Below are 24,247 nucleotides of genomic sequence, written 5' to 3'. Positions count from 1 at the left end.
TGCTTCTGGAGAGGTGGTCGGGAGTGGTCCCGACTACTTGATCATGTAGATCGTGGCGAAAAGGCCGATCCAGACGACATCGACGAAGTGCCAGTAATAGGACACGACGATGGCGGCGGTCGCCTGCTCGTGGGTGAACCTGCTGGCCGCGTAGGTACGGCCGAGGACCAGCAGGAAGGCGATGAGGCCGCCTGTCACGTGCAGGCCGTGGAAGCCGGTCGTCAGGTAGAAGACCGAGCCGTACGGGTCGGAGGAGAGCGAGAGGCCCTCGTGCTTCACGAGCTCGGTGTACTCGAAGACCTGGCCGCCGATGAAGATCGCACCCATGATGAAGGTGACGATGAACCAGCCCCGTAGCTTCTTCACATCACCGCGCTCGGCGGCGAAGACGCCGAGCTGGCAGGTGAGGGAGGAAAGCACCAGGACCGTGGTGTTGGCCGCCGAGAACGGGAAGTTCAGCGCATCCGCCATTTCCTTCCAGTGGTCGGGCCCTGTCACCGATCGCAGGGTGAAGTACATCGCGAAGAGGGCCGCGAAGAACATCAGCTCGGAACTCAACCAGATGATGGTTCCGACGCTGACGAGGTTCGGCCGGTTGACCGACGGGTGCGCGTGCCCGGTTTCTACTGTCGTTGCTGTCGCCACGACCGACATTATGTCGGTCGCTTATCCCGCCCTCACTCCGGGGGGTGCCGTTCGGAGTGTCTGGGCCGGTGGTACCGCTGTTGACGTGGGGTTCGGAGGAGTAGCATCCGCCCCACGGGCCTGTCCTTACGACGTAGACGTCACGGAGGAACAATGCAGCCGACCGCCACGGTGCTGGTCTACAGCGACAACGCCAACACCCGGGAGCAGGTGCGGTTGGCCACCGGCCGACGGCCCGCTCCCGACGCCCCGCTGGTCGAGTTCTTGGAATGTGCGACACCTGCGGCCGTCCTCAAGGAGCTGGACAGGGGCGGCATCGACGTCTGTGTGCTGGACGGCGAGGCCGTGCCCATGGGCGGCATGGGCATGTGCCGGCAGATCAAGGACGAGGTGTTCCACTGTCCGCCGGTGCTGCTGCTGATCGGGCGCCCGCAGGACGCGTGGCTGGCCACCTGGAGCCGGGCCGAGGCCGCGGTGACGCTGCCGGTGGAGCCCGTGGAGTTCGCGAACGCCCTCGCCTCTCTGCTGCGGCCCAAGGCGTCCTTGGACGCTTAGGGCGCGGCGGCCCGGCGCTCGGCCGGGATCACGTCGCCGTGGGACGCAGACGTGCGGTCTGGAGGGCATCCGCCGCCTGGGACGGGCCCGCGTTCAGGGCGCTGCCCTCCTGCCACTTCTGCCAGGGGACGTTCCAGTCCCCGAAGCCGTTGCCGAACGGTTCCATGGTGTCGCCGCCCGAGTTCTCGACCTTGACGACGTCGCCCTCGCGGACGCTGTCGAAGAACCACTCGGCGTTGGCCGTGCTCATGCCGGTGCAGCCGTGGCTGACGTTCGCCGCGCCCTGGGAGCCCACGGACCAGGGCGCTGCGTGCACGTATTCACCACTCCATGTCACGCGAGTGGCGTAGTACACGGGCAGGTCGTAGCTCTCGGAGCTGTCGGCGGATATGCCGATGCTGGTGCCGCGCATGCGGACGAAGTACTCCTTGCCGATGACGACCTTGACACCGTTGCGGGTCTCGAAGCCGGGTTTTCCGGTGGTGACCGGGACCGACTTGACCTCCTCGCCGTTCTTGAACAGCGTCAGTTGGTGGGCGGCGGCGTCGGTGACGGCGACGACCTGGTCCCCGATGGAGATCTTCAGGGGCTTGGCCCGGCCTCCCCACACCCGGTTGCCGATCTTGATGCCCTCCAGGTGGCTGCTCACCTCGACGGTGCTGTGGGCGGGCCAGTAGTCCTTGGGCCGGTAGTGGAGTTCCTTGTCGTCCACCCAGTGCCAGCCGCCCTCCACCCACGGGGTCGAGCGCACCTTGAGGGCGCGTTCCACCACGGCCCGCTGCGCCCGCTCCCGCACGGGCTGGGAGAGCTGGGCGGTGAGGGGCTGGCCGACGCCGTAGGTGCCCTTCCGGGGGCCGAAGGTGACGTTCAGGCGCTTCTTGGCGGAGGGCCTGCCGGTGTCGAAGGTGAAGACCTTCCGGCCGGGCGAGCCGCTCTCGTTCTCCGTGCTCACCCGGACCGTGTAGCGGGCGCCCGCGGCCAGCGGTGAGGTGCTGTTCCAGCGGCTGCCGTCGGCGGCGAGTTCGCCCGCCACGTAGCGCCCCGCCGCGTCCACGGCGGTGACGTCGGTGATGCGGCCGTCGGCGTCCTGGACGAGGACCTCCAGCGGCCTGTCCGGGTCGGTGAGCTTCCCCTCGCCGGAGAGACCGTTGAAGGAGACCTGGTCCGCCGCGTCGTACGGCTCGGACGCGAGCGGGCTGTCCTCGGCGCTGCAGGCGGTGAGACCGGCGCCGAGGGCGATCACGAGGAGCGTGCAGCCGACGGCGGTCCGGCTGCGCGGGGAGTCGGTGTGGCTCATGGCCTCAACGTAGGGAGCCTCGCCGGGGGCGGCGCGGTGGGTAAGCCGCACGGGTGAACCGTGTGGAGCGAAAGACGGAGCCCGGGCACTCCGTTCGGAGTGCCCGGGCTCCCGGGGGTTTCGCCCGCGCTACTGGGTGCGGTTCTCACCGCGGTAGTACTCGAAGACCCAGCCCCAGATGCCGATGAGGACCAGGGGCGCCGAGAAGTACATCAGCCACCAGCCGATGGCGATGGACAGGAAGGCGAAGGCACCTCCCACCGCGAGGGACAGCGGCTGCCAGCTGTGCGGGCTGAAGAACCCGACCTCGCCGGCGTCGTCCGCGACGTCCGCCTCCTTGTTGTCCTGCGCTCCGGCGTCCACCCGCTTGGCCGTGAAGCCCAGGTAGAAGCCGATCATGATGCACAGGCCGAAGGCCAGGAAGAGGGCCGTGGTACCGGCCGGCTCCTTCGACCACACGCCATAGACGACTGCCATGGCGAGGACGAAGACGCTCAGCCACATGAACATCTTGCCCTGGATCTTCACTTGCCGGCCTCCTTGCCCCCAGCGAGGGCCTTCTCCCCGTGACCGATGTTCTCGAGCTCGTCGAGCGCGGCGATCTCCGGGTGGTGCAGGTCGAACGCCGGGGATTCACTGCGGATCCGCGGCAGGGTGAGGAAGTTGTGCCGCGGCGGCGGGCAGGACGTCGCCCACTCGAGCGAACGGCCGTAGCCCCACGGGTCGTCGACCTCGATCTTCTTGCCGTACTTGGCGGTCTTCCACACGTTGTAGAGGAACGGCAGGACGGACATGCCGAGGACGAACGAGCTGATCGTGGAGAACGTGTTCAGGGCGGTGAAACCGTCGGCCGCCAGGTAGTCGGCGTACCGGCGCGGCATGCCCTCGGCGCCCAGCCAGTGCTGGACGAGGAACGTGCCGTGGAAGCCGAAGAACAGCGTCCAGAAGGTGATCTTGCCGAGCCGCTCGTCGAGCATCTTGCCGGTCATCTTCGGCCACCAGAAGTGGAAGCCGGAGAACATCGCGAAGACCACGGTGCCGAACACCACGTAGTGGAAGTGCGCCACCACGAAGTAGGAGTCGGAGATGTGGAAGTCCATCGGGGGCGAGGCCAGGATGACGCCGGTCAGGCCACCGAAGGTGAAGGTGATGAGGAAGCCCATCGCCCAGAGCATCGGCGTCTCGAAGGACAGCGAGCCCTTCCACATCGTGCCGATCCAGTTGAAGATCTTCACACCGGTCGGGACGGCGATCAGGAACGTCATGAAGGAGAAGAACGGCAACAGCACGCCACCGGTGACGTACATGTGGTGCGCCCACACCGTCACCGAGAGACCGGCGATGGCGATGGTCGCCGCGATCAGGTTCATGTAACCGAAGATCGGACGGCGGCTGAAGACCGGGATGATCTCACTGATGATGCCGAAGAACGGCAGCGCGATGATGTACACCTCTGGATGGCCGAAGAACCAGAAGAGGTGTTGCCACAGCAGCGCCCCGCCGTTGGCCGGGTCGAAGATGTGCGCGCCGAACTTGCGGTCCGCCTCCAGCGCGAAGAGCGCGGCGGCCAGCACCGGGAAGGCCAGCAGGACCAGCACACCGGTCAGCAGCACGTTCCACGTGAACACCGGCATGCGGAACATGGTCATGCCGGGTGCACGCATGCAGATGATCGTGGTGATGAAGTTGACCGAGCCGAGGATGGTGCCGAAGCCGGAGAAGGCCAGACCCATGATCCACAGGTCGGCGCCCAGGCCCGGCGAGCGGACCGCGTCCGACAGCGGGGAGTAGGCGAACCAGCCGAAGTCGGCCGCACCCTGCGGGGTGAGGAAACCACCGACCGCGATGGTCGAACCGAACAGGTAGAGCCAGTAGGCGAACATGTTCAGCCGCGGGAAGGCCACGTCGGGCGCGCCGATCTGCAGCGGCATGATCCAGTTCGCGAAGCCGGCGAACAGCGGCGTCGCGAACATCAGCAGCATGATCGTGCCGTGCATCGTGAACGCCTGGTTGAACTGCTCGTTCGACATGATCTGCAGGCCCGGCCGGGCCAGCTCGGCGCGCATGAGCAGCGCCATGACGCCACCGATGCAGAAGAACACGAACGAGGTGGCCAGGTACAGCGTGCCGATCGTCTTGTGGTCGGTGGTCGTCAGCCACTTCACCACGGCGTTGCCCGGCTGCTTGCGCCGCACCGGCAGCTCGTCCTCGTAATACGAGTCTTCAGTCGGCGCGGCGGCGCCCTGAGGTTCGTTGACGATGCTCACAGTTGGTTCGTCTCCCGGTTCTTCTCGTGGCTCGTCTGCGCGATGCCAGCGGGAACGTAACCGGTCTGCCCCTTCTTCGCGAGGTCCTTGAGGTGCTGCTCGTACCGCTCCTGGGAGACGACCTTCACGTTGAACAGCATCCGGGAGTGGTCGACGCCGCACAGCTCGGCGCACTTGCCCAGGTAGGTGCCCTCCTTGTTGGGGGTCACCTCGAAGGCGTTGGTGTGGCCCGGGATGACGTCCTGCTTCATCAGGAACGGCACCACCCAGAAGGAGTGGATGACGTCGCGCGAGGTGAGGACGAAGCGGACCCGCTTGCCCTCGGGCAGCCAGAGCGTCGGGCCCGGGTTGTGGGTCTGCGGGTTGCGGGAGCCGGGCACGCCGCATTCGTAGACACCGCCGGCGTTCGCCGGGAACTGGTCCTTGAACCGGTCCGGGATCGCGCTCAGTTCCTTGGCGGACTTGGCGTCCCCCGAGGAGCCGGACACGCTCTCGACGTAGTTGAAGCACCAGCTCCACTGGAAGCCGACCACGTTGACCGTGACGTCGGGCTTCTTGTCCAGCTTCAGGAGCTCGGACTCGTCACGGGCCGTGAAGTAGAACAGCACCGAGACGATGATGAGCGGGACCACGGTGTACAGCGCCTCGATGGGCATGTTGTACCGGGTCTGCGGGGGAACTTCGACCTTGGTTCGGCTGCGCCGGTGGAAGAATGCACTCCAGAGGATCAGGCCCCACACCAGCACGCCGACGGCGAGCGCGGCGGCCCACGAGCCCTGCCACAGGGAGAGGATCCGGGGAGCCTCTTCCGTGGTCGGGGTGGGCATGCCGAGGCGGGGGAAGTCCTCGTAGGTGCAACCGGTGGCGGTCGCCAGGACCAGGCCCGCGGTCAGTGCCTGCAGCAGCTTCCGCCGCATCGGGCGCCGCGGCGAGGGGGTACCGCCCACGCCCTTCAGGCGGTGGGGGAGATCGGAGCCGTTGGGACTCACGTAGCGCCTTCCCGAGAGTCTCGCCCGCGCGGATTGGCTGCGGCCTTCTCGTTGGTTGGTCGCCGCCCTGCGTCGGGCAGGGGTTTGGATGTTTATGCGGACCAAACCCTAGCCGACGCTCTCCACGGGTTCGCGGGGAGGGTGCCATACGCGCCGCCGGTCACTCCGACGGGGCGTCGCGGGGGGTCCGGGGCGCCCAAAGGGTGGGGTTGTGCTCGCTGTTCGGCGGATGCGGGCCGTATGTGGGTGATCGCGCCCGCGTGGCGCGGCCGCACGCCGGCGCCGTCCCGCACGCCCTCCGGACGGCCCCTCGTTCTACCGTGGGGTGTGGCCTACTTCGACGCTGCTTCGTCCGCTCCCCTCCATCCCGTCGCCCGGCAGGCTCTGACGGCCTCGCTCGACGAGGGGTGGGCCGATCCCGCCCGGCTGTACCGGGAGGGGCGGCGGGCGCGGATGCTGCTGGACGCCGCACGGGAGGCCGCCGCCGAGGTGGTGGGGTGCCGGGCGGACGAGCTGGTGTTCACCCCGTCGGGGACGCGGGCCGTGCACACCGGGGTGGCGGGGGCGCTGGCCGGACGGCGGCGGGCCGGGCGCCACCTGACCGTGTCGGCGGTCGAACACTCCTCGGTGCTGCACGCGGCCGAGGCGCACGAGGCGGACGGCGGAACGGTCACCCGGGTGGCGGTGGACCGTACGGGTGCGGTGGACCCGGAGGCGTACGCGGCGGCGCTGCGGGCGGACAGCGCGCTGGCCTGTCTGCAGTCCGCGAATCACGAGGTGGGCACGGAGCAGCCGGTGGGCGAGGTGGCGCGGGTGTGCCGGGCGGCGGGGGTGCCGCTGCTGGTGGACGCCGCCCAGTCGCTGGGATGGGGGCCGGTGCCGGAGGGCTGGTCGCTGCTGACGGCGAGCGCCCACAAGTGGGGCGGGCCGGCGGGGGTGGGGCTGCTCGTCGTACGCAAGGGGGCGCGGTTCGCCGTGCGGGGTCCGGCGGACGAGCGGGAGTCGGGGCGGGCTCCCGGATTCGAGAACCTGCCGGCGATCGTGGCCGCGGCGGCGTCGCTGCGGGCGGTGCGGGCCGAGGCGGACGCGGAGGCGGCGCGGCTGCGCGAGCTGACGGACCGGATCCGGGCGCGGGTGCCGCGTCTGGTGCCGGACGTGGAGGTGGTCGGGGACCCGGGGCGCCGGCTGCCGGGCGTCGTCACGTTCTCGTGCCTGTACGTCGACGGGGAGGCGCTGCTGCACGAGCTGGACCGGGAGGGTTTCTCCGTGTCGTCGGGGTCGTCGTGCACGAGCAGCACGCTGACGCCCAGCCATGTGCTGCGGGCCATGGGGGTGCTGAGTGAGGGGAATGTACGGGTGTCGCTGCCGCCGGGGACGCCGGAGGAGGACGTGGAGCGGTTCCTCGCGGTGCTGCCGGGGGCGGTGGCCGGGGTGCGGGGGAATCTGGGCGCGCCGGTCACAGGGGCCGACGTCCCCGCGGAGGCCGGGACCGTCGTCGTGGACGCGGTGGGGCGGCGCTGTCCGATCCCGGTGATCGAGCTGGCCAAGGTCATCGGGGACGTGCCGGTGGGCGGCACGGTGCGGGTGCTCTCGGACGACGAGGCGGCGCGCCTGGACATTCCGGCGTGGTGCGGGATGCGGGGGCAGGAGTACGTCGGCGAGGAGCCGGCGGACCGGGGTACGGCGTACGTGGTCCGCCGGCTCGGGTGAGCCCGGTCAGGCGAGGTGCGTCCGGACCTCGGCGGCGGCCTCGTCGCCGTAGGCCTTGGTGAAGCGGTCCATGAAGTGGGCGCGGCGCAGCCGGTACTCCTGGGTGCCGACCGTCTCGATGACGAGCGTGGCGAGCATGCAGCCGACCTGCGCGGCGCGCTCCAGGGAGACGCCCCAGGCCAGGCCGGAGAGGAAGCCGGCGCGGAAGGCGTCGCCGACGCCGGTGGGTTCGGCCTTGCGGTCCTCGTCCGGGCAGGCCACCTCGATCGGGTCGTGACCGGCCTGCTCGATGCGTACGCCGCGGGCGCCGAGGGTGGTGACGCGGTGGCCGACGCGGGAGAGGATCTCCTCGTCGCTCCAGCCGGTCTTGCTCTCGATGAGGCCCTTCTCGTACTCGTTGGAGAAGAGGTACGTGGCGCCGTCCAGCAGGATGCGGATCTCGTCGCCCTCCATGCGGGCGATCTGCTGGGAGAAGTCGGCGGCGAACGGGATGGAGCGTGAGCGGCACTCCTCGGTGTGCCGCAGCATCGCCTCCGGGTCGTCGGCGCCGATGATGACCAGGTCGAGGCCGCCGACGCGCTCGGCCACGGTCTGCAGCTCGATGAGGCGGGCCTCGCTCATGGCGCCCGTGTAGAAGGAGCCGATCTGGTTGTGGTCGGAGTCGGTCGTGCACACGAAGCGGGCGGTGTGCAGGGTCTCCGAGATGCGGACGGACTCGGTGTCGACGCCGTGCCGGTCCAGCCAGGCCCGGTACTCGTCGAAGTCGAAGCCCGCGGCCCCGACCAGGATCGGCTTGGTGCCGAGCTGGCCCATGCCGAAGGCGATGTTGGCGCCGACGCCGCCCCGGCGGACGTCGAGGTTGTCGACCAGGAAGGACAGCGAGACCGTGTGCAGTTGGTCCGCGACGAACTGGTCGGCGAAGCGGCCGGGGAAGGTCATGAGGTGGTCGGTGGCGATGGAGCCGGTGACTGCGATGCGCACGGCGTGGACTCTCCAGAGGGGAGGCAGCTTGACGCTTCACGCTACCGGGTAGCCGGGTGGCGATGAAGCAGGGAAAACTACCCGATAGTAGATCTTTCTTCGCGTGGCACAACCTGCATACGGTGCCGACATGACGAACCTCAGGGTCCACACCCCCGCCCCGGACGAGCTCGCGGCCCCCACCAGTGCCGGTACCGCTGTCGATATCGATGTCGATCTGGCGGCGCTGCGCGGCGACTGCGCCCGGATGGCTCCGCACTGGGCGGTGCCGGACCGGGGCTCGGTGCGGCCGGTTCCGCCGTCGCTCATCCACGGCGTGCGGGTTCCGGCGACCTCGGCGAAGCTGGTGGACGCGATGTCGGACTACGGCGACTGAGCCGGCGCCCCCGGCGTGTCGTTCGGCGCGAATGATTCGAACAACAGGCCGTGTCCGGGGGAACCGCTCGCGTCCGCGTCGCGTCCCATCGCTGTCCCCTGTGACAGTTGCGCAGCCGAAGGAGCGATGCGGTGAACACCGAGCGACCCGACAACGACGACGCCGCGGTCGAGAACGGCGGCGAGGAGGCCGTCCCGCCCGGCCCGGGCGGGACTCGGGAGCACGGCGAGGACGACGGCGGCGGGCGCGCTGCCCGGCGTACGCCGGTGATCGTCGCCTCGGTCGTCGCGGCCGTCCTGGTCGTGGGCGGCGGCGGGGCGTATCTCGCCGCGGGCACGTCCGGCGGCTCGGACGACAAGACGGCCCCGGGCACGGCCGGCGGTGGCGGCACTCCCCCGCCGCTGCCCCTCGACGGCTACGCCGGGAGCGGCTCCGGCCCCGGCATCGCGCCGGGTGAGCCGAACCCGTCCGGCGCCACCTACCGGGCCGGCGGGACGCTGCCGGACGGGCCCGGCTCCGCGCCGGTGTACCGGACGTCGGGGCAGGTCGGCGAGGCCGAGGTGGCGCGGCTGGCACAGGCGCTGGGAGTCGACGGGACGCCGGTCGTGGAGGGGCAGGCCTGGAAGATCGGCGCGAAGGACGGCGCGGGGCCGAGTCTGCAGGTCAACCGGCAGGCGCCGGGCACCTGGACCTTCTACCGGTACGCACCCGGCACCGACAACTGCTCGGGAAAGCCCACCTGCGCGAGCGGCCCGGCGGGCGGCGCGGCGGCCGATCCGGTGGGCGAGGAGGCCGCGAAGAAGGCCGCCGCCCCGGTGCTCAAGGCGGTGGGCCAGGACGACGCGAAGCTCTCCGCGGGCCAGGTCCAGGGCGCCAACCGGGTGGTGAACGCCGATCCGCTGATCGGCGGGCTGCCGACGTACGGCTGGAGCACCGGAGTCACGGTGAGCGCGAGCGGCGAGGTGGTCGGCGCGAGCGGGCAGCTGAAGGCTCCCGTCAAGAGCGACACGTATCCCGTCCTGGACGCGGAGCGGACGCTGGGGCTGCTGAACGCGGCGCCGGGCGGCGGACCGGTGGGAATCAGCGGCTGCGCCAGTGCCGTACCGCACGCGGAGCCGAACGCGGACAGGGGCGGCACGAAGCCGTGCGACCCGGTCACCGGCCTTGCGAGCCCGGAGCCGAAGAAGCAGGTGAACACGGTCGAGAAGGCGGTGTTCGCGCTGGCCGCGCAGTTCGTGTCGGGCCGGCAGGCGCTGGTGCCGTCGTGGTTGTTCGAGGTGCGGGCGCCGGGCGCGAAGACCCCGTTCACCCTGGCGTACCCGGCCGTCGACCCGGAGTACATCGCCTCTCCCACGCCGCCCGCCGGGCCGACCGAACGGCCCAGCCCGCGGCCGACGGGCCCGGACGCGCAGCGGACCGCCGAGCCGCGTGACGTCGCCGTCCAGGGCTACACCGCGGAGGGCGTGGAGCTGACCGTGAGCTTCACCGGCGGGGTCTGCTCCGACTACCGGGTGACGGCGGACGAGAGCGGCGGCAAGGTGACGGTGAGGGTGACCGAGACGCCGCGGCCGGGCAAGGTGTGCATCATGATCGCCAAGATGTATCACCGGACCGTGCGGCTGGACGCGCCGCTCGGCGGCCGTGCGGTGGTCGCCTCGCACGGCAAGCCGGTCCCGCTGGAGAAGCCGGGAGCGCGGCTGCCGCAGGCCCGGTAGTACCGTCGGCCGGATACGGGAAAGGCGGCGCTCCCCTCCTGGGGGCGCCGCCTTTCCCGTGCTCGCGGACGTGCCGGGACTCAGTTGAAGGAGTCGCCGCAGGCGCAGGAACCCGATGCGTTCGGGTTGTCGATCGTGAAACCCTGCTTCTCGATCGTGTCCACGAAGTCGATGGTGGCGCCGCCCAGGTACGGGGCGCTCATCCGGTCGGTGACGACCTTGACGCCGTCGAAGTCCTTCTGCACGTCGCCGTCGAGGGAACGCTCGTCGAAGAACAGCTGGTAGCGCAGGCCGGAGCAGCCGCCGGGCTGGACCGCGACGCGCAGCGCCAGGTCGTCACGGCCTTCCTGGTCGAGCAGCGCCCTGACCTTGGACGCGGCGGCGTCGGTCAGGATGATGCCGTCGGTGACGGTGCTGGTCTCGTCCGATACGGACATCTACATCTCTCCCGGGTTGTTCGGAGACTGCTTGCCGACGGTTGCAACCGGCGGGGCCGCGGATTCATTCCGGGCCGGGCGTGTCTTTGACTCCGTCTTCATGCTCGCACATGCCCCGCGGAGCGGAAAACGCCTCCCGGAGGCCTCTTCACGCCGTGCTGAGGCGTCTTCACGCCGTACTGACGCGTCTTCGGCGGCTGAGCTCGCTCCCGCCGGGATTCACGTCACACAGACGCTATGGCCATCGTCAAACTGACGTGAAGCAGTTATGATAGATAGCGTCTATTTGACGAAAAGTCGTCCGTGATGTCCCGCGTGCTCCGCCGGATCCCCCACCCGGGGACCCGGCGGGCCGCAGAACAGAAAGGGTGCGTGTCGTGACCACCGCCCAGCCCCAGGAGCTCGACGTACAGCCGTCGCCCCTCGCCCTGCTGCTCCTCGGCCGTGAGGCCGACCCGCGGAGCGAGCGCGGTGTGGAGTGCCCGGGCGACCTGCCCTCGCCGTCCGACCCGGACCTGGTCGAGCGCGCCCGGGCGGCCAAGGAGAAGCTCGGGAACAAGGTCTTCGTGCTCGGCCACCACTACCAGCGTGACGAGGTCATCCAGTTCGCCGACGTCACGGGCGACTCCTTCAAGCTGGCCCGGGACGCCGCCGCGCGCCCGGAGGCCGAGTACATCGTGTTCTGCGGCGTGCACTTCATGGCGGAGTCCGCGGACATCCTGACCTCCGACGACCAGAAGGTCGTCCTGCCCGACCTCGCCGCCGGCTGCTCGATGGCCGACATGGCCACGGCCGAGCAGGTCGCCGAGTGCTGGGACGTCCTGACCGAGGCCGGGGTGGCCGAGCAGGTCGTGCCCGTCGCCTACATGAACTCGTCCGCGGACATCAAGGCGTTCACGGGCAGGCACGGCGGCACGATCTGCACCTCCTCCAATGCCCGGCGCGCCCTGGAGTGGGCCTTCGAGCAGGGCGAGAAGGTGCTCTTCCTGCCCGACCAGCACCTCGGCCGGAACACGGCCGTCCGCGACATGGGGATGTCCCTGGAGGACTGCGTCGTCTACAACCCGCACAGGCCGAACGGCGGGCTGACGGCGGAGGAGCTGCGCGGCGCGAAGATGATCCTGTGGCGCGGCCACTGCTCGGTGCACGGCCGCTTCAGCCTGGATTCGGTGAACGACGTGCGCGCGCGCATCCCGGGCGTGAACGTCCTGGTCCACCCCGAGTGCCGGCACGAGGTCGTCGCCGCGGCGGACCACGTGGGCTCGACGGAGTACATCATCAAGGCGCTGGAGGCGGCCCCGGCCGGCTCCACGTGGGCCGTCGGGACCGAGCTGAATCTCGTACGGCGGCTGGCGAACCGTTTCGCTCCCGAGGGCAAGGAGATCGTCTTCCTCGACAGGACGGTCTGCTTCTGCTCAACCATGAACCGCATCGACCTGCCGCACCTGGTGTGGGCGCTGGAGTCCCTCGCCGACGGCAAGCCGGTCAACCGCATCGAGGTGGACCGGGACACCGAGGCGTTCGCGAAGCTGGCACTGGAGCGGATGCTGGCGCTGCCGTAACGGGTTGTTCCCGATCCGCCGGCCCGTGCGGGCCGGCGGATCGGGAAAGGGCCCCGCCCCTGATGCCTCGCGGCAACAGGGGCGGGGCCCTTCTCGTACGGCTGCGGCCGTCTGCCGCCGGAGCGGCACGGGTGGGCGCGGTGGCACCCCGCCCGGCCGGGCGCGGCGGCGCCGCTAGACCCCGGCCGGCTCAGGCGCGGCCGGCTCCGTCCCCTCCTTCTTCGCCCGCCTGGCCGCCCGCTTCTTCGCCCGCCGCTCCTTGCGGAGCTCGAGCATCGCGTACAGCGTCGGGACGAGCAGCAGCGTCAGCAGCGTGGACGTGATCAGGCCGCCTATCACCACCACCGCGAGCGGCTGCGCGATGAAGCCGCCCTCGCCGGTGACGCCCAGCGCCATCGGCAGCAGCGCGAAGATCGTCGCCAGGGCCGTCATCAGGATGGGCCGCAGCCGGTGCCGACCGCCCTCGACGACCGCCTCGACAACGCCGTAGCCCTGCTTGCGGTACTGGTTGATGAGGTCGATCAGCACGATCGCGTTCGTCACGACGATGCCGATCAGCATCAGCATGCCGATCATCGCCGGGACGCCCATCGGGGTGCCCGTGGCGACCAGCATGCCGATCGCGCCGGTCGCCGCGAACGGGATGGACACCAGCAGGATCAGCGGCTGCGCGAGCGAGCGGAACGTGCCGACGAGCAGCAGGAACACGATCGCGATGGCTGCCAGCATGGCGAGACCGAGGTTGGCGAAGGCGTCGTCCTGGTCCTGCGTGACACCGCCGATGTCGGCCGTGGCGCCCGCCGGGAGCTTCAGCGCGTCGATCTTCTGCTGGAGCTCGGTGCTGACCGCGCCCGTGTTGTCGGCGGTGGGCCGCGCGGTGATCGTCGCGGCGCGCTGACCGTCGATCCGGGTCATGGAGACCGGGCCGTCGACCAGCTTCACGGTAGCGATGTCACCGAGCTTCACCGGGCCGAGCGGCAGCTTCTTCAGCTCGGCCAGCGTCTCGGCCGGGTGCGCCGAGCGGATGACGACGTCCCGCTCGGTGTCGTCCAGGATCGCCTTGCCGGCCGTGGTGCCGCTCACGGCGTTGGTGACGGCCGCGCCGAGGGACTGCTGGTCGAAACCGGCCGCGGCGGCCTTGGCGTTGGCGCGCACGGAGATGCGCGGCACGCTCTGCGACAGGTCGCTGGTGACGTCGGTGACGTCGTCCAGGCGGGCCACCGTGTCGCGGACCCGGTCCGCCGCCCGGCGCAGCACCTCGGCGTCGGCCGCCTTGACGACGACGCTGAGGTCCTGGCTGCCGAAACCGTCACCGGCGGCGACCGTGGTGGTGCCGACGCCGTCGAGCTTCTTCAGCCCGGCCTCGATGTCGTCGCGTACGTCCTCGGAGGACGCGGAGTCCTCCAGCATCACCTGGTACGAGGCCTGGTTGGTGTCGGTGCCGCCGCCGAAGGCCGCCATGAAGCCGGACGAGCCGACGGTCACCTGGTAGTCCTTGACGCCGTCCACGCCGCCGAGCATCTTCTCGACCCTGCGGGCCGCCGCGTCGGTCGCCGCGAGGCTGGTGCCGGCCTTCAGCTCCTGCTTGACGCTGAGGACTTCCTGCTCGCCCTGGTCGAAGAAGTTCGTCTTCAGCAGGGGTGTCATGCCGAACGTGCCGACGAGGATCACGACCGCGAGCAGCACGCTGGTGAGGCGGCGGCGGGTGGCGAAGCGCAGGACGGGGACGTAGATCCGCTGCAGGCGGCTCCTGGCCTCCTTCTCCTCGGCGAACCGGCGCGCCTCGCCGGCGTCCTCGGGGGTGCCCTTCGGGGGGCGCAGGAACCAGTACGACAGGACCGGTACGACCGTCAGGGAGACGAGCAGGGACGCGAGCAGCGCGGCCGTCACCGTCAGGCTGAACGAGCCGAACAGCTCGCCCACCATGCCGCCGACCAGGCCGATCGGCAGGAACACGGCGACCGTGGTGAGGGTGGAGGAGGTGACCGCGCCCGCGACCTCGCGGACGGCGTTGAGGATGGCGTCCCGGCGTTCCTCGCCGTAGCCGAGGTGCCGCTTGACGTTTTCGAGGACGACGATGGAGTCGTCCACGACGCGCCCGATGGCGATGGTCAGCGCGCCGAGCGTGAGCATGTTCAGGGACAGGTCGCGCGTCCACAGCACGATCAGGGCGAGCACGACGGACAGCGGGATGCTCACCGCCGTCACGAGCGTCGAGCGGATCGACGCGAGGAAGACGAGGATGACGAGGACGGCGAAGAGCAGGCCGAGTCCGCCCTCGGTGGTCAGGCCCTCGATGGCCTTGGACACGGCCGGGCCCTGGTCGCTGACCACGGTGAGCGTGGCGCCCTTGCCGAGGTCCTCGCGCAGCGCGGGCAGCATGTCCTGGACGGCCTCGGAGACGGCGACGGCACTGCCGTCGTGATCCATGGTGAGGGCGACGGCCAGGCTGGGTTCGCCGTTGGTGCGGGTGATGGAGTCGGTCTTGGCCTCCCCCTGCGCGACGGTGGCGACGTCGCCGAGGCGCACCGGCTTCTTGCCCTCGCCCCGGACCGCGAGGTCCCGGATCTGCTTCAGCGAGGTGAAGCCGCCGCCCACCTGGACGGTGCGGTTGGCGCCGGACTCGTCGAAGGACCCGGCGGGCACGGTGGCGCCGCCCGCCCGGAGGGCCTGGGCGAGGGCCTGCGGGGTCAGGCCGGCCCTGGCGAGCGCGGCGTCGTGGGGCGTGACGGTGACCTGGACGTCGCGCACGCCGTCGACCGTGACCTGGCCGACGCCGTCGATGTCCTTGAGGTCCGGGACGACGGACCGGTCGAGCTGGTCGGCGAGGGCCTGCTGGTCCCTGTCGGAGGTGACGGCGAGGACGACGGTCGGGATGTCGTCCGTCGAGCCGGCCACGACCTGCGGGTCCACGGCGTCCGGCAGCGTCGCGCGGGCCCGGTTGACGGCCTGCTGGACGTCGGCGACGAGTTGCTTGGTGTCGTTGCCGTAGTCGAAGGACGCCATGATGACGGCGTTGCCCTCACTGGCGGTGGAGGTGACGCCGGTGATGCCGTCGACGGCTTCGAGGTTGTCCTCGATGGGCTCGACGACCTGCTTCTCCACGACGTCGGGGGACGCGCCCCGGTAGGGGGCGAGCACCGACACCATGGGCAGTTCGATGGTGGGCAGGAGCTGCTGCTTGAGCTGCGGGATCGCGATCGCCCCGAAGACGAGCGCGATGATCGACATCAGGCCTATGAGGGCCCGTTGTGCGAGGCTGAATCTCGACAGCCAGGACATGGGTCAGCATCTCTCTTCTGTGGAGCGGCAGGTCTTCTGTGGAGCTCGTCGGAGCCCTTGGGGAGTTCTTCCGTGGCGCGACGGCGGCGTTTCCGGGAGCGGAACCGCAGAGGCGCTCAGGGGCGGGCCTGCCGTGCACGCCCCTACACACTGGGCCACGCGGGACGGCCGGACCGTCGCCCTCTGGTCCATTTCCGGTCCGGCGTGTACTGCGGGCGCAGTAGGGGCGCGCGGGGGTCAGTCCACCCTTGGACGTACCAGCCCCGACTCGTACGCCATGACCACCAGCTGGGCCCGGTCGCGGGCGCCGAGCTTGGCCATGGCCCGGTTCACGTGGGTCTTGACCGTGAGCGGGCTGACCTCCAGCCGCTCGGCGATCTCGTCGTTGGAGTGGCCTCCCGCGACCTTCACCAGCACCTCGCGCTCGCGCACGGTCAGCGCGTCCAGTTGCCCGGAGCGGGCCGGGTCGCGCTCGTCGTCGGTGTCCCGCTGGGCGAGGAAGCGGGCGATGAGGCCCTTGGTGGCGGCCGGCGACAGCAGGGCCTCGCCGCCCGCCGCGACGCGGATGGCGTTCAGCAGTTCGTCGGGCTCGGAGCCCTTGCCAAGGAAGCCGGAGGCACCCGCGCGCAGCGACCGCACGACGTAGTCGTCCACCTCGAAGGTGGTCAGTATGACGACGCGGACCTCGGCGAGGGCCGGGTCGGCGCTGATCAGACGGGTGGCGGCGAGGCCGTCGGTGCCGGGCATCCGGATGTCCATCAGGACCACGTCGGCCTGCCGCTCCTTCGCCAGCCGCACGGCTTCCGCGCCGTCGGACGCCTCACCGACCACCTCCATGTCGGGCTCGGAGTCGACAAGCACCCGGAAGGCGCTGCGCAGCAGTGCCTGGTCGTCGGCGAGCAGGACACGAATGGTCATACGGGGTCCCCCGGTACGGCGGTCACGCGGTCGCCGTCGCGTACGCCCGTACGGTACGTACACGGCGTCACGTGGACGGTTCGGTCTGTGGTGTGGCGGGCGTACGGGCCTTGACCGGCAGGATCGCATGGACGCGGAAGCCGCCCCCGAAGCGGGGACCGGTGGTGAGGGTGCCGCGCAGGGCGGTGACGCGCTCCCGCATGCCGAGCAGCCCGTGCCCGCCACCGTCGGCGGGGCGCTCCGCCTCGCCGGTGCCGTCGTCCAGGACGGTGATCTCGACGTGCGGGCCCACGCGCACGACACTGACCTCCGCCTTGGCCTCGGCGCCCGCGTGCTTGCGCACGTTGGTGAGGGCCTCCTGGATGATGCGGTACGCGGCCAGGTCGACGGCGGCGGGCAGGGTGCCGCCCTGGTCGGCGCGGGCGACCTCGACGCGCTGTCCGGCGCTGCGGAAGGTGCCGACGAGTTCGTCCAGGCGGTCCAGGCCGGGCGCCGGTTCGGTGGGGGCCTCGGGGTCACCCGACTGGCGGAGCAGGCCGACGGTGGCGCGCAGTTCGTTGAGCGCCGACCGGCCGGCCTCCCGTACGTGCGACAGGGCCTCCTTGGCCTGGTCGGGCCGCTTGTCCATGACGTGCGCCGCGACGCCGGCCTGCACGTTGACCAGGGCGATGTGGTGGGCGACGACGTCGTGCAGGTCGCGGGCGATGCGCAGGCGTTCCTCCGCGACACGGCGGCGGGCCTCCTCCTCGCGGGTCCGCTCGGCGCGTTCGGCCCGTTCCTGCACGGCCTGTACGAAGGCGCGGCGGCTGCGGATGGCGTCGCCGGCGGTCGCGGCCATGCCGGTCCACGCGAAGATGGCGAGGTTCTCCTGCGTGTACCAGGGCAGCGGCCCGGCGAGCATGGCGACGCCGGTCAGCACGGACATGGTGAGCAGGCCGATGCGCCAGGCGGTGGGGCGGTCGGTGGAGGCGGCGACCGTGTAGAGGGCGATGACGGCGGACATGGCGACGGGTGCGCGGGGGTCGCCGGTGACGAACTCGACGAGGGACAGGGTGCCGGTGACGGCGAGGACCGTCCTCGGCACCCGGCGGCGCAGGACGAGCGCCGCGGCGCACAGCGTCATGAGCACCAGGCTCAGCGCGTCGGGGCTGCGGGTGCCCCAGATGACGCGGTCACCGCTGTGCGGCTCGACGAACGATCCGGCGACCATGCAGGCGAGCACACCGGCCGCGATGGCCGCGTCCAGCGCCATGGGGTGGGCCTTGAGTCGCTGTCTGACGCGGTCGAGGGAGGTCACGCCAGCCAACTGTACGGACCCGGACCGCGCGGTGACCGGTGCCGGCGCATGCGGACGGGCGTTCCCAGCCGGTGTCCGCGGACCCGGGCCGGGGGGCCGCCGCGTGGCCGGTACCGGCGCGCGGGGGACGGTGCCCGGCGCCCGGCCCCGTCCCCCGCGCGCGGGACGGTGTGCCGCGCCCCGGGACGGACGCCCCGGTTTCCGGCACCCGACGGCCGGCCGCCCCCTCGGACACGACGGGCCGGTCCCTTCAGGTGCCGGGGATCAGGCCGTTGTCGCTGAGGAGTTCCCGCACCTCGTCCAGGGTGGCGTCCGGGGACGGCAGGATCAGGTCCGAGGGTTCCAGGGAGTCGTCCGCGAGGGGCTCCCCGAGGGCGCGGACCTCGGAGAGGAGGGCCTGGAGGGTGCGGCGGAAGCCGGGGCCGTCGCCGTTCTCCATCTCGGCCAGGAGTTCGTTGTCCAGCTTGTCGAGTTCGGCGAGGCTGCTGTCGGCCAGCCTCACCTGTCCCTCCCCCATGATCCGTACGATCATGTCGCCCTCCTCGGCGTGGGCCCCGGCCGCTGCCCGGTGGTCGGCGCGGCCGCTGCTCGGTGGTCAGTGGCCGCGGCGCGGCCGTCACTGCTTGTCGAAGCGCGGGGTGTCCTGCGACTGCTGCTGGGACCGCTGCCCGTCCGTGCCGCCCTCGATGGCCTGCTGTCCGCCGGACGAACCTCCGGCCAGCTCGGCCTTCATGCGCTGCAGTTCCAGCTCTACATCCGTACCACCGGAGAGCCGGTCCAGCTCGGCCTGAATGTCGTCCTTGTGCATGCCGGACGGGTCGTCCAGGGCGCCGGAGGCGAGGAGCTCGTCGATCGCGCCGGCCCGAGCCTGGAGCTGGGCGGTCTTGTCCTCGGCCCGCTGGATCGCCAGGCCCACGTCGCCCATCTCCTCGGAGATGCCGGAGAAGGCCTCGCCGATCCGGGTCTGCGCCTGGGCCGCGGTGTAGGTGGCCTTGATGGTCTCCTTGCGCGTACGGAAGGCGTCGACCTTGGCCTGCAGGCGCTGGGCCGCCAGGGTGAGCTTCTCCTCCTCGCCCTGGAGGGTCGCGTGCTGCGCCTCGAGGTCCGTGACCTGCTGCTGCAGGGCCGAGCGGCGCGAGAGCGCCTCACGGGCCAGGTCCTCGCGGCCCAGCGCGAGCGCCTTGCGGCCCTGGTCCTCCAGCTTGGACGACTGGGACTGCAACTGGTTCAGCTGGAGCTCCAGACGCTTGCGCGAGGTGGCCACGTCGGCCACGCCACGGCGCACCTTCTGGAGCAGCTCCAGTTGCTTCTGGTACGAGTAGTCGAGGGTCTCGCGCGGGTCCTCGGCCCGGTCAAGGGCCTTGTTCGCCTTCGCGCGGAAGATCATCCCCATACGCTTCATGACACCGCTCATGGGCTTCGCGCGCCCCCTTCTGACGGACTCCGGCTCCAGCACCTGCGACAGAACCCACAGTACGGGCCCTGCCTCCATTACCGCACTGTTCGGGGACGGATGCGCTCATCCGCAAGGACGACTGATCGCGCCCGCGGTCCGGCGCAAGGAGTAGGTGATCCCCGTACGGTGCTCGTACGTCCTGCGTACGATCCACGCGTCCCCCGTCCTCGCTGTCCGGTGCCGTCCCCTTCTGTCCTGTGGGAGACGTCCGGCGTTGCGGGATCGTTCCCCGTACCGCCGGGGTCCACGCCCGGGGCACCACGTACCCTTGGGTTTTGTGTTCCGTAGCCGCGCCAAGGAAGAGAAGGCACCGTCCGCCGACAGGGCAACGGTGACCGACTCCCATAATCCCCGCCATCCGGAGGCCCCCAAGGGCCGCCCCACGCCCAAGCGCAGCCAGGCCCAGTCGCAGCGCCGCAGCGTCGCCAGCACGTCGACGTCCCGCAAGGACGCGTCGAAGCGGCAGCGCGAAGAGCGCCGTGCCGTGCTGGAGCGTCAGCGCCAGGCGCTGGCCAGCGGCGACGAGCGATACCTGCCGGCCCGTGACAAGGGCCCGGTCCGCCGTTTCGCACGCGACTTCGTCGACTCCCGGTTCAACATCGCGGAGTTCTTCCTGCCGATGGCCGTCGTCATCCTCATCCTGAGCATGGTGCGCGTGGCCTCGTTGCAGAACGTCGCGCTGCTGCTGTGGCTCGTGGTGATCGTGCTGATCGTGCTGGACTCCGCCGTCACCGGCTTCCGGCTGAAGAAGGCGCTCGGCGAGCGCTTCCCCGACGAGCCCAAGCGCGGCGCCATCGCGTACGCGCTGATGCGCTCGCTGCAGATGCGCCGGCTCCGGCTGCCGAAGCCGCAGGTCAAGCGCGGAGAGCGGCCCTGAGCACGACGTCGTTCAGCGGGGGCGCCGCACATTCCGCCCGGCTGGGCCCGCCGGACGGGCTGCGTGATGCCGTCCGGCACGAACTGGTCGCCCGGCAGCTCGACGAGCAGCTGGCCGGCCGGTTCGCGGTCGGGCGTCGGCTGCGGGTGCTCGACGTCGGCATGGGCCGGGGCGCGCAGGCGCTGCGGCTGCTGCGTGCCGGGCACCGGGTGACCGGCCTGGAGCAGGACCCGGTGCTGATCACGGCGGTGCGTACGGCGCTGGGCGGCGAGCCCGAGGGCGTCCGGGAGCGGATGCGGATCATCGAGTCCGACGGCCGCGACACCGGCGTGCACTTCCTGCCGGGCAGCTTCGACGTGGTGCTGTGCCACGGTGTGCTCATGCACGTCGAGGAGCCGGACGCGCTGCTGGCCGGGCTCGCGCGGATGCTCGCCCCGGGCGGGCTGCTGTCCCTGCTGGTCTGCAACGGCGACGCGCTCGCGATGCGGCCGGGCCTGTCCGGCGACTGGGCCGGGGCGCTGGCCGCGTTCGACACGGCCGACCGGCTGCCCCATCCCCGGCTCCGCCCGGGCGGGGGGACGCCGGTCCCGGCGGCGGCCGAGGTGCGGGCCGACCGGCTGGGCAAGCTGACGGGGACGCTCGCGGGCATCGGGGCGCCGCTGCACACCTGGTACGGGGTACGGGTCTTCACGGACACGGCGGCGGACGACGCGGAGCCGCCCGCCGGCCTGGAGGCGCTGTTCGCGGCCGAGGAGCGGGCGGGGCGCACGGACCCGTACCGCGGGGTGGCCGCGCTGCTGCACCTGTGCGGCGTGCGCGACTGAGCGCCGCGACGGACGGAACGCCGAAGGGGGCGGCCGGCTCGGGCCGCCCCCTTCGGCGTGCGTCAGCGGGTCAGGACTCCGACGCCGACTCGTCCGCGTGCAGGTTCATCGGCCCGTAGATCTCCGTGGAGTCCTCGAACAGCCGTACCTGGTCCGCACCGCCGGAGAGCAGCTCCTTCCACTGCTCCCCGATCCAGGACTCGGCGTCCCCCTGCGTGGTGAACTCCTCCGGCTGCACCGCGGGCTGCACCTCCGTCCCGTCGGCCGCCTCGAACCGCCACGTCCATGCCGCCATGTACGCCTCCCAGTCTGAGCACAGGCAGTGCAGGAGCCCGGATCTCGGTCCCGCTCCTGACCAGAGCCTAGCCGGACGCGCAAGACCATCCCGGACACGTGAAAATCGGGGCGTGGACATCACTCTGCTCGGTACCGGCGCTCCCGCGGGGCTTCCCCGCCCCGACTGCTCCTGCGCGGTCTGCGCGTCCGCCCTCGGCGCGGACGCGCGCGCGGCCACCGCCGTACTCGTGGACGGGGCGCTGCTGCTGGACCTGACACCCGGCGCGGCGTTCGCCGCCGCGCGCGCCGGGCACTCGCTCGGCGGGGTCCGGCAGGTGCTGCTCACGCATCCGCACGACGGGCCACCGGTGGAGGTGCCCGCCGGACTGCCGCAGCCGGGGCGGGTTCCGGACGGGCGGGAGCTGGCGCTGCTGACGGGGCACCGGGTGCGGGCCCTGGCGATGGACGCGCCGGGCACCGGGTACGCGGTGACCGGCCCGGACGGGCAGCGGCTGCTGTATCTGCCGCCGGGCGGCGCGCCCGCGGGCCTGGAGGAGCCGGTCGAGCCGTACGACATGGTCGTCGCGGACGTCGTGGGGCGGCCGGACGGGCTGGCCAAGCTGCGGGCGGTGGGCGCGGCCGGGCCGACCACCGACGTGGTCGCCGTGCACGTCGGGCACGACGTGCCGCCGGGTCCCGAACTGCGGAGGCGGCTCGCGGCGGCCGGGGCGCGGGCCGTGCCGGACGGGACGACACTGCCCGTGGGCGCCTACGAGAACGTGCCCGACGTGCCCCGGCGGACCCTGGTGCTGGGCGGGGCGCGGTCGGGGAAGTCGGTGGAGGCCGAGCGGCGGCTGGAGGCCTTCCCCCACGTGCTGTACGTGGCGACGGGCGGGTCCCGCAACGGCGACACCGAGTGGGCGGCGCGGGTCGCCTCGCACCGGGAGCGGCGGCCGGGGTCCTGGCGGACCGTGGAGACCTGCGACCTGGTGCCGCTGCTGAAGGACGACGGGCCGCCGCTGCTGGTGGACTGCCTGTCGCTGTGGCTGACGGACGCGATGGACGCCGTGGGGGCGTGGGACGACGCCGAGTGGGCGGACGGCGGGGAGCGGGCGCTGCGCGAGCGGGTGCGGGAGCTGACCGGGGCGGTGCGCCGGACGCGGCGGACGGTCGTCGCCGTGTCGAACGAGGTGGGGTCCGGGATCGTGCCGTCGACCGCGTCGGGGCGGCGGTACCGGGACGAGCTGGGCCGGCTGAACGCGGCCTTCGCCGGGGAGTGCGAGCACGTGGTGCTGGTGGTGGCCGGACAGGCGATGGCGCTGCGGGGGTGAATGACGCCGCCGGGCGGGCGGCTGTTCGCGGGCGGTCGGCCGGTTCCGGGCGGCGGGCGGTCGATTCCGGGCGAGCGACTCCGGGCGAGCGGGCGGTTTCGGACGGTGCATCGGTTCGGGACGGTGGGTCGATTCCGGGCGGGCGGTCGACTCCGGGCGGGCGGTCCCGCAAGGGCCGTTCCGCGCGGCCGTTCCGCACGGCCGGTTCCGCACGGCCGGTTCCGCACGGCCGGTCCGCACGGCCGGTTCCGCACGGCCGGTCCGCACGGCCGGTCCGCACGCCGGTTTCAGGAGGCCGATGTCAGGAGGCCGATGTCAGGAGGCCGATGTCAGGAGGCCGATGTCAGAGTGTCGGTTTCGGCTGCCGGTTCCGGACGGTCAATCGCGGCGGGCCAGGACGCGGTAGGCGCCGGAGAGGGGGGCGCGGGCCTTCGTGGTGAGGGGCGTGCAGCCGTTGGCACGGAGTTCGGCCTCGATGTTCGCCCGGGGCGGCAGGTGCAACGGGGCGGGGCGGGCCGGGGGTGTCCACCGCCCGGCGCGCGGGTCGGTCAGGTCGAGCAGCAGGTGGCCGCCGGGGCGGAGCACCGTGAGGGCGGCGCGGAGTTCCGCGCGGGGATCCGGGGCGCCCTCCAGGTGGTGGAGCATGGTGACGACGTCGTAGCGGTCGCGCAGCCGGGCGGTGAGGTGCGGGTCCGTCAGCCGCCCCAGGTGGGCCTCCTCGACCCGGTCCGCCGCCTGCGCCCGTACCACGCGGTGCCCGGCGTCCACGCCGTCGAAGGCCGTGTACGGGAAGAACCCCCGTGCGACGGCCGGGAAGTCGCCGTCGCCCGTGCCGACGTCCAGCCAGCTCTCCGGCTCGGGGAAGGACAGCAGCGCGCGGGCGGCCGAACGGTGGCGACGGGCGGCGAGGCGACGGGTCGGCCCGGTGATGCCGTGTGGGTACGGGGTGAGCTCCTCGGCGGTGAGGCAGGGGTCGCGCCAGAGGTACCGCCGGGGGTTCTGGAAGACGTGCCCACAGTCCGCGCACGTGTCGAACGGGACGGTTCCCGCGGGGAGATCGGCAACATCGAGGGGTGCGGCCGGCGGACGGGCGTCCGGTGTGGCTGCCGGCCGGCCGCGCGGACGTCGTACGGCAGGGAGGGCGGGCCACGGGCTCGGTCGCCGCGCGTCCGCCGGGGCCGGTCCGGGGCCCAGTCGCCCGGAGCCGCACCAGGGGCAGTCGGGGCGGCGCGGCTCGGACCACCCTGCGAAGCCGCGGCCGGGAGCGGCGCGGCGGACGGCGGCCCGGAGTCGGCCGACGGCCCGGGAGAGGAACGGTGCGGGCGGCATGGCGGCTCCCGGGGACGAAACGGTGATCCACAACAAACCGGAACGTATGGGATGGCATTGTCGGGCGCAACGACGCCGCTGTCACGGGGTGGCGATGTGGCGGCCGTCCGTTCGCGTCGGGCC

Annotated in this window: 21 protein-coding genes and 1 pseudogene; 8 read left to right on the top strand and 14 right to left on the bottom strand. The window is 71.7% G+C overall.

The annotated features are described in order from the left end of the window. Window positions 1-33: 33 nt before the first annotated feature. Window positions 34-654 (bottom strand): heme-copper oxidase subunit III, encoded by a 621-nt coding sequence (locus ABZ354_RS04610; protein WP_358652872.1) that lies wholly within the window; start codon window positions 652-654, stop codon window positions 34-36. 144 nt (window positions 655-798) lie between these two features. Between ABZ354_RS04610 and ABZ354_RS04605 the strand changes: the two genes are divergently transcribed. After that, the gene (locus ABZ354_RS04605) at window positions 799-1,200 is read left to right on the top strand and encodes a hypothetical protein (protein ID WP_358652870.1); all 402 of its coding nucleotides are present in this window, start codon (window positions 799-801) and stop codon (window positions 1,198-1,200) included. 28 nt (window positions 1,201-1,228) lie between these two features. On the opposite strand, the gene ABZ354_RS04600 is transcribed toward ABZ354_RS04605, so the two are convergent. The 4 genes from ABZ354_RS04600 to coxB form a co-directional block, all read right to left on the bottom strand. Beyond that, window positions 1,229-2,497, bottom strand: a complete 1,269-nt coding sequence (locus ABZ354_RS04600; RefSeq protein WP_358652868.1) for an Ig-like domain-containing protein — start codon at window positions 2,495-2,497, stop codon at window positions 1,229-1,231. Between the two features lie 129 nt (window positions 2,498-2,626). Next, a complete protein-coding gene (locus tag ABZ354_RS04595) occupies window positions 2,627-3,025 on the bottom strand; it encodes a cytochrome c oxidase subunit 4 (RefSeq protein ID WP_358652866.1) in 399 nt (132 codons plus the stop codon). Then, window positions 3,022-4,764 carry a cytochrome c oxidase subunit I gene (ctaD, locus tag ABZ354_RS04590; protein ID WP_358652864.1) on the bottom strand — a complete coding sequence of 581 codons (1,743 nt, stop codon included), beginning with the start codon at window positions 4,762-4,764 and terminating at the stop codon, window positions 3,022-3,024. The genes ABZ354_RS04595 and ctaD overlap by 4 nt, the downstream gene beginning before the upstream one ends. Beyond that, window positions 4,761-5,681 (bottom strand): cytochrome c oxidase subunit II, encoded by a 921-nt coding sequence (gene coxB, locus ABZ354_RS04585; RefSeq protein WP_358653159.1) that lies wholly within the window; start codon window positions 5,679-5,681, stop codon window positions 4,761-4,763. Before coxB ends, ctaD begins: the two co-directional genes overlap by 4 nt. Before the next feature lie 399 nt (window positions 5,682-6,080). On the opposite strand from coxB, the gene ABZ354_RS04580 reads away from it, so the two are divergent. Next, a complete protein-coding gene (locus ABZ354_RS04580; RefSeq protein ID WP_358652862.1) occupies window positions 6,081-7,463 on the top strand; it encodes an aminotransferase class V-fold PLP-dependent enzyme in 1,383 nt (460 codons plus the stop codon). A 6-nt stretch (window positions 7,464-7,469) separates the two neighbouring features. On the opposite strand, the gene ABZ354_RS04575 is transcribed toward ABZ354_RS04580, so the two are convergent. Next, the gene (locus ABZ354_RS04575; RefSeq protein ID WP_358652860.1) at window positions 7,470-8,444 is read right to left on the bottom strand and encodes a carbohydrate kinase family protein; all 975 of its coding nucleotides are present in this window, start codon (window positions 8,442-8,444) and stop codon (window positions 7,470-7,472) included. Window positions 8,445-8,574: 130 nt separating this feature from the next. Here ABZ354_RS04575 and ABZ354_RS04570 point away from each other — a divergent pair, with 130 nt between their 5' ends. Together ABZ354_RS04570 and ABZ354_RS04565 are read left to right on the top strand one after the other, a co-directional pair. Next, a complete protein-coding gene (locus ABZ354_RS04570) occupies window positions 8,575-8,820 on the top strand; it encodes a hypothetical protein (protein ID WP_358652858.1) in 246 nt (81 codons plus the stop codon). Between the two features lie 131 nt (window positions 8,821-8,951). Then, on the top strand, window positions 8,952-10,535 hold the full coding sequence (locus ABZ354_RS04565) for a hypothetical protein (RefSeq protein ID WP_358652856.1): 1,584 nt from the start codon (window positions 8,952-8,954) through the stop codon (window positions 10,533-10,535). A gap of 80 nt (window positions 10,536-10,615) precedes the next feature. Here ABZ354_RS04565 and ABZ354_RS04560 read toward each other — a convergent pair whose 3' ends face one another. Then, entirely contained in the window at window positions 10,616-10,972 is a 357-nt protein-coding gene (locus ABZ354_RS04560; RefSeq protein WP_358652854.1) for an iron-sulfur cluster assembly accessory protein, read from the bottom strand. Window positions 10,973-11,349: 377 nt separating this feature from the next. Between ABZ354_RS04560 and nadA the strand changes: the two genes are divergently transcribed. After that, complete coding sequence (gene nadA, locus ABZ354_RS04555; protein WP_358652852.1) at window positions 11,350-12,534, top strand: quinolinate synthase NadA; 1,185 nt, start codon at window positions 11,350-11,352, stop codon at window positions 12,532-12,534. Between the two features lie 174 nt (window positions 12,535-12,708). Here nadA and ABZ354_RS04550 read toward each other — a convergent pair whose 3' ends face one another. The 5 genes from ABZ354_RS04550 to ABZ354_RS04530 all read right to left on the bottom strand — a co-directional run bounded on the left by ABZ354_RS04550 (window position 12,709) and on the right by ABZ354_RS04530 (window position 19,433). Next, window positions 12,709-15,816: an efflux RND transporter permease subunit gene (locus ABZ354_RS04550; protein WP_358652850.1), complete on the bottom strand. Its 3,108-nt coding sequence runs from the start codon at window positions 15,814-15,816 to the stop codon at window positions 12,709-12,711. A gap of 237 nt (window positions 15,817-16,053) precedes the next feature. Beyond that, on the bottom strand, window positions 16,054-16,734 hold the full coding sequence (locus tag ABZ354_RS04545; RefSeq protein ID WP_358652848.1) for a response regulator transcription factor: 681 nt from the start codon (window positions 16,732-16,734) through the stop codon (window positions 16,054-16,056). A 67-nt stretch (window positions 16,735-16,801) separates the two neighbouring features. Continuing rightward, window positions 16,802-18,031, bottom strand: a complete 1,230-nt coding sequence (locus tag ABZ354_RS04540) for a histidine kinase (protein ID WP_358652846.1) — start codon at window positions 18,029-18,031, stop codon at window positions 16,802-16,804. Window positions 18,032-18,281: 250 nt separating this feature from the next. Beyond that, on the bottom strand, window positions 18,282-18,563 hold the full coding sequence (locus tag ABZ354_RS04535) for a hypothetical protein (RefSeq protein WP_358652844.1): 282 nt from the start codon (window positions 18,561-18,563) through the stop codon (window positions 18,282-18,284). An 84-nt stretch (window positions 18,564-18,647) separates the two neighbouring features. Then, window positions 18,648-19,433 carry a PspA/IM30 family protein gene (locus ABZ354_RS04530; protein WP_358652842.1) on the bottom strand — a complete coding sequence of 262 codons (786 nt, stop codon included), beginning with the start codon at window positions 19,431-19,433 and terminating at the stop codon, window positions 18,648-18,650. A 249-nt stretch (window positions 19,434-19,682) separates the two neighbouring features. Here ABZ354_RS04530 and ABZ354_RS04525 point away from each other — a divergent pair. Then, window positions 19,683-20,364, top strand: a pseudogene (locus ABZ354_RS04525) (DUF3043 domain-containing protein). 83 nt (window positions 20,365-20,447) lie between these two features. After that, window positions 20,448-21,188, top strand: coding sequence for a methyltransferase domain-containing protein (locus ABZ354_RS04520; protein ID WP_358653157.1), 741 nt, complete (start codon window positions 20,448-20,450; stop codon window positions 21,186-21,188). 70 nt (window positions 21,189-21,258) lie between these two features. On the opposite strand, the gene ABZ354_RS04515 is transcribed toward ABZ354_RS04520, so the two are convergent. Beyond that, entirely contained in the window at window positions 21,259-21,483 is a 225-nt protein-coding gene (locus tag ABZ354_RS04515) for a hypothetical protein (RefSeq protein WP_358652840.1), read from the bottom strand. A 112-nt stretch (window positions 21,484-21,595) separates the two neighbouring features. Here ABZ354_RS04515 and ABZ354_RS04510 point away from each other — a divergent pair, with 112 nt between their 5' ends. Then, on the top strand, window positions 21,596-22,795 hold the full coding sequence (locus ABZ354_RS04510; RefSeq protein ID WP_358652838.1) for a bifunctional adenosylcobinamide kinase/adenosylcobinamide-phosphate guanylyltransferase: 1,200 nt from the start codon (window positions 21,596-21,598) through the stop codon (window positions 22,793-22,795). 378 nt (window positions 22,796-23,173) lie between these two features. Here the strand turns inward: ABZ354_RS04510 and ABZ354_RS04505 are convergent, their stop codons facing one another. After that, window positions 23,174-24,124 carry a methyltransferase domain-containing protein gene (locus tag ABZ354_RS04505; protein ID WP_358652836.1) on the bottom strand — a complete coding sequence of 317 codons (951 nt, stop codon included), beginning with the start codon at window positions 24,122-24,124 and terminating at the stop codon, window positions 23,174-23,176. Window positions 24,125-24,247 lie beyond the last annotated feature (123 nt).

Origin of the sequence: Streptomyces sp. NPDC005925 (genome assembly GCF_040638805.1) — a bacterium.
Lineage (GTDB): Bacteria > Actinomycetota > Actinomycetes > Streptomycetales > Streptomycetaceae > Streptomyces.
The sequence above is the reverse complement of the archived record's forward strand: the minus strand, read 5'-3'. Positions and strand labels throughout refer to the sequence as shown.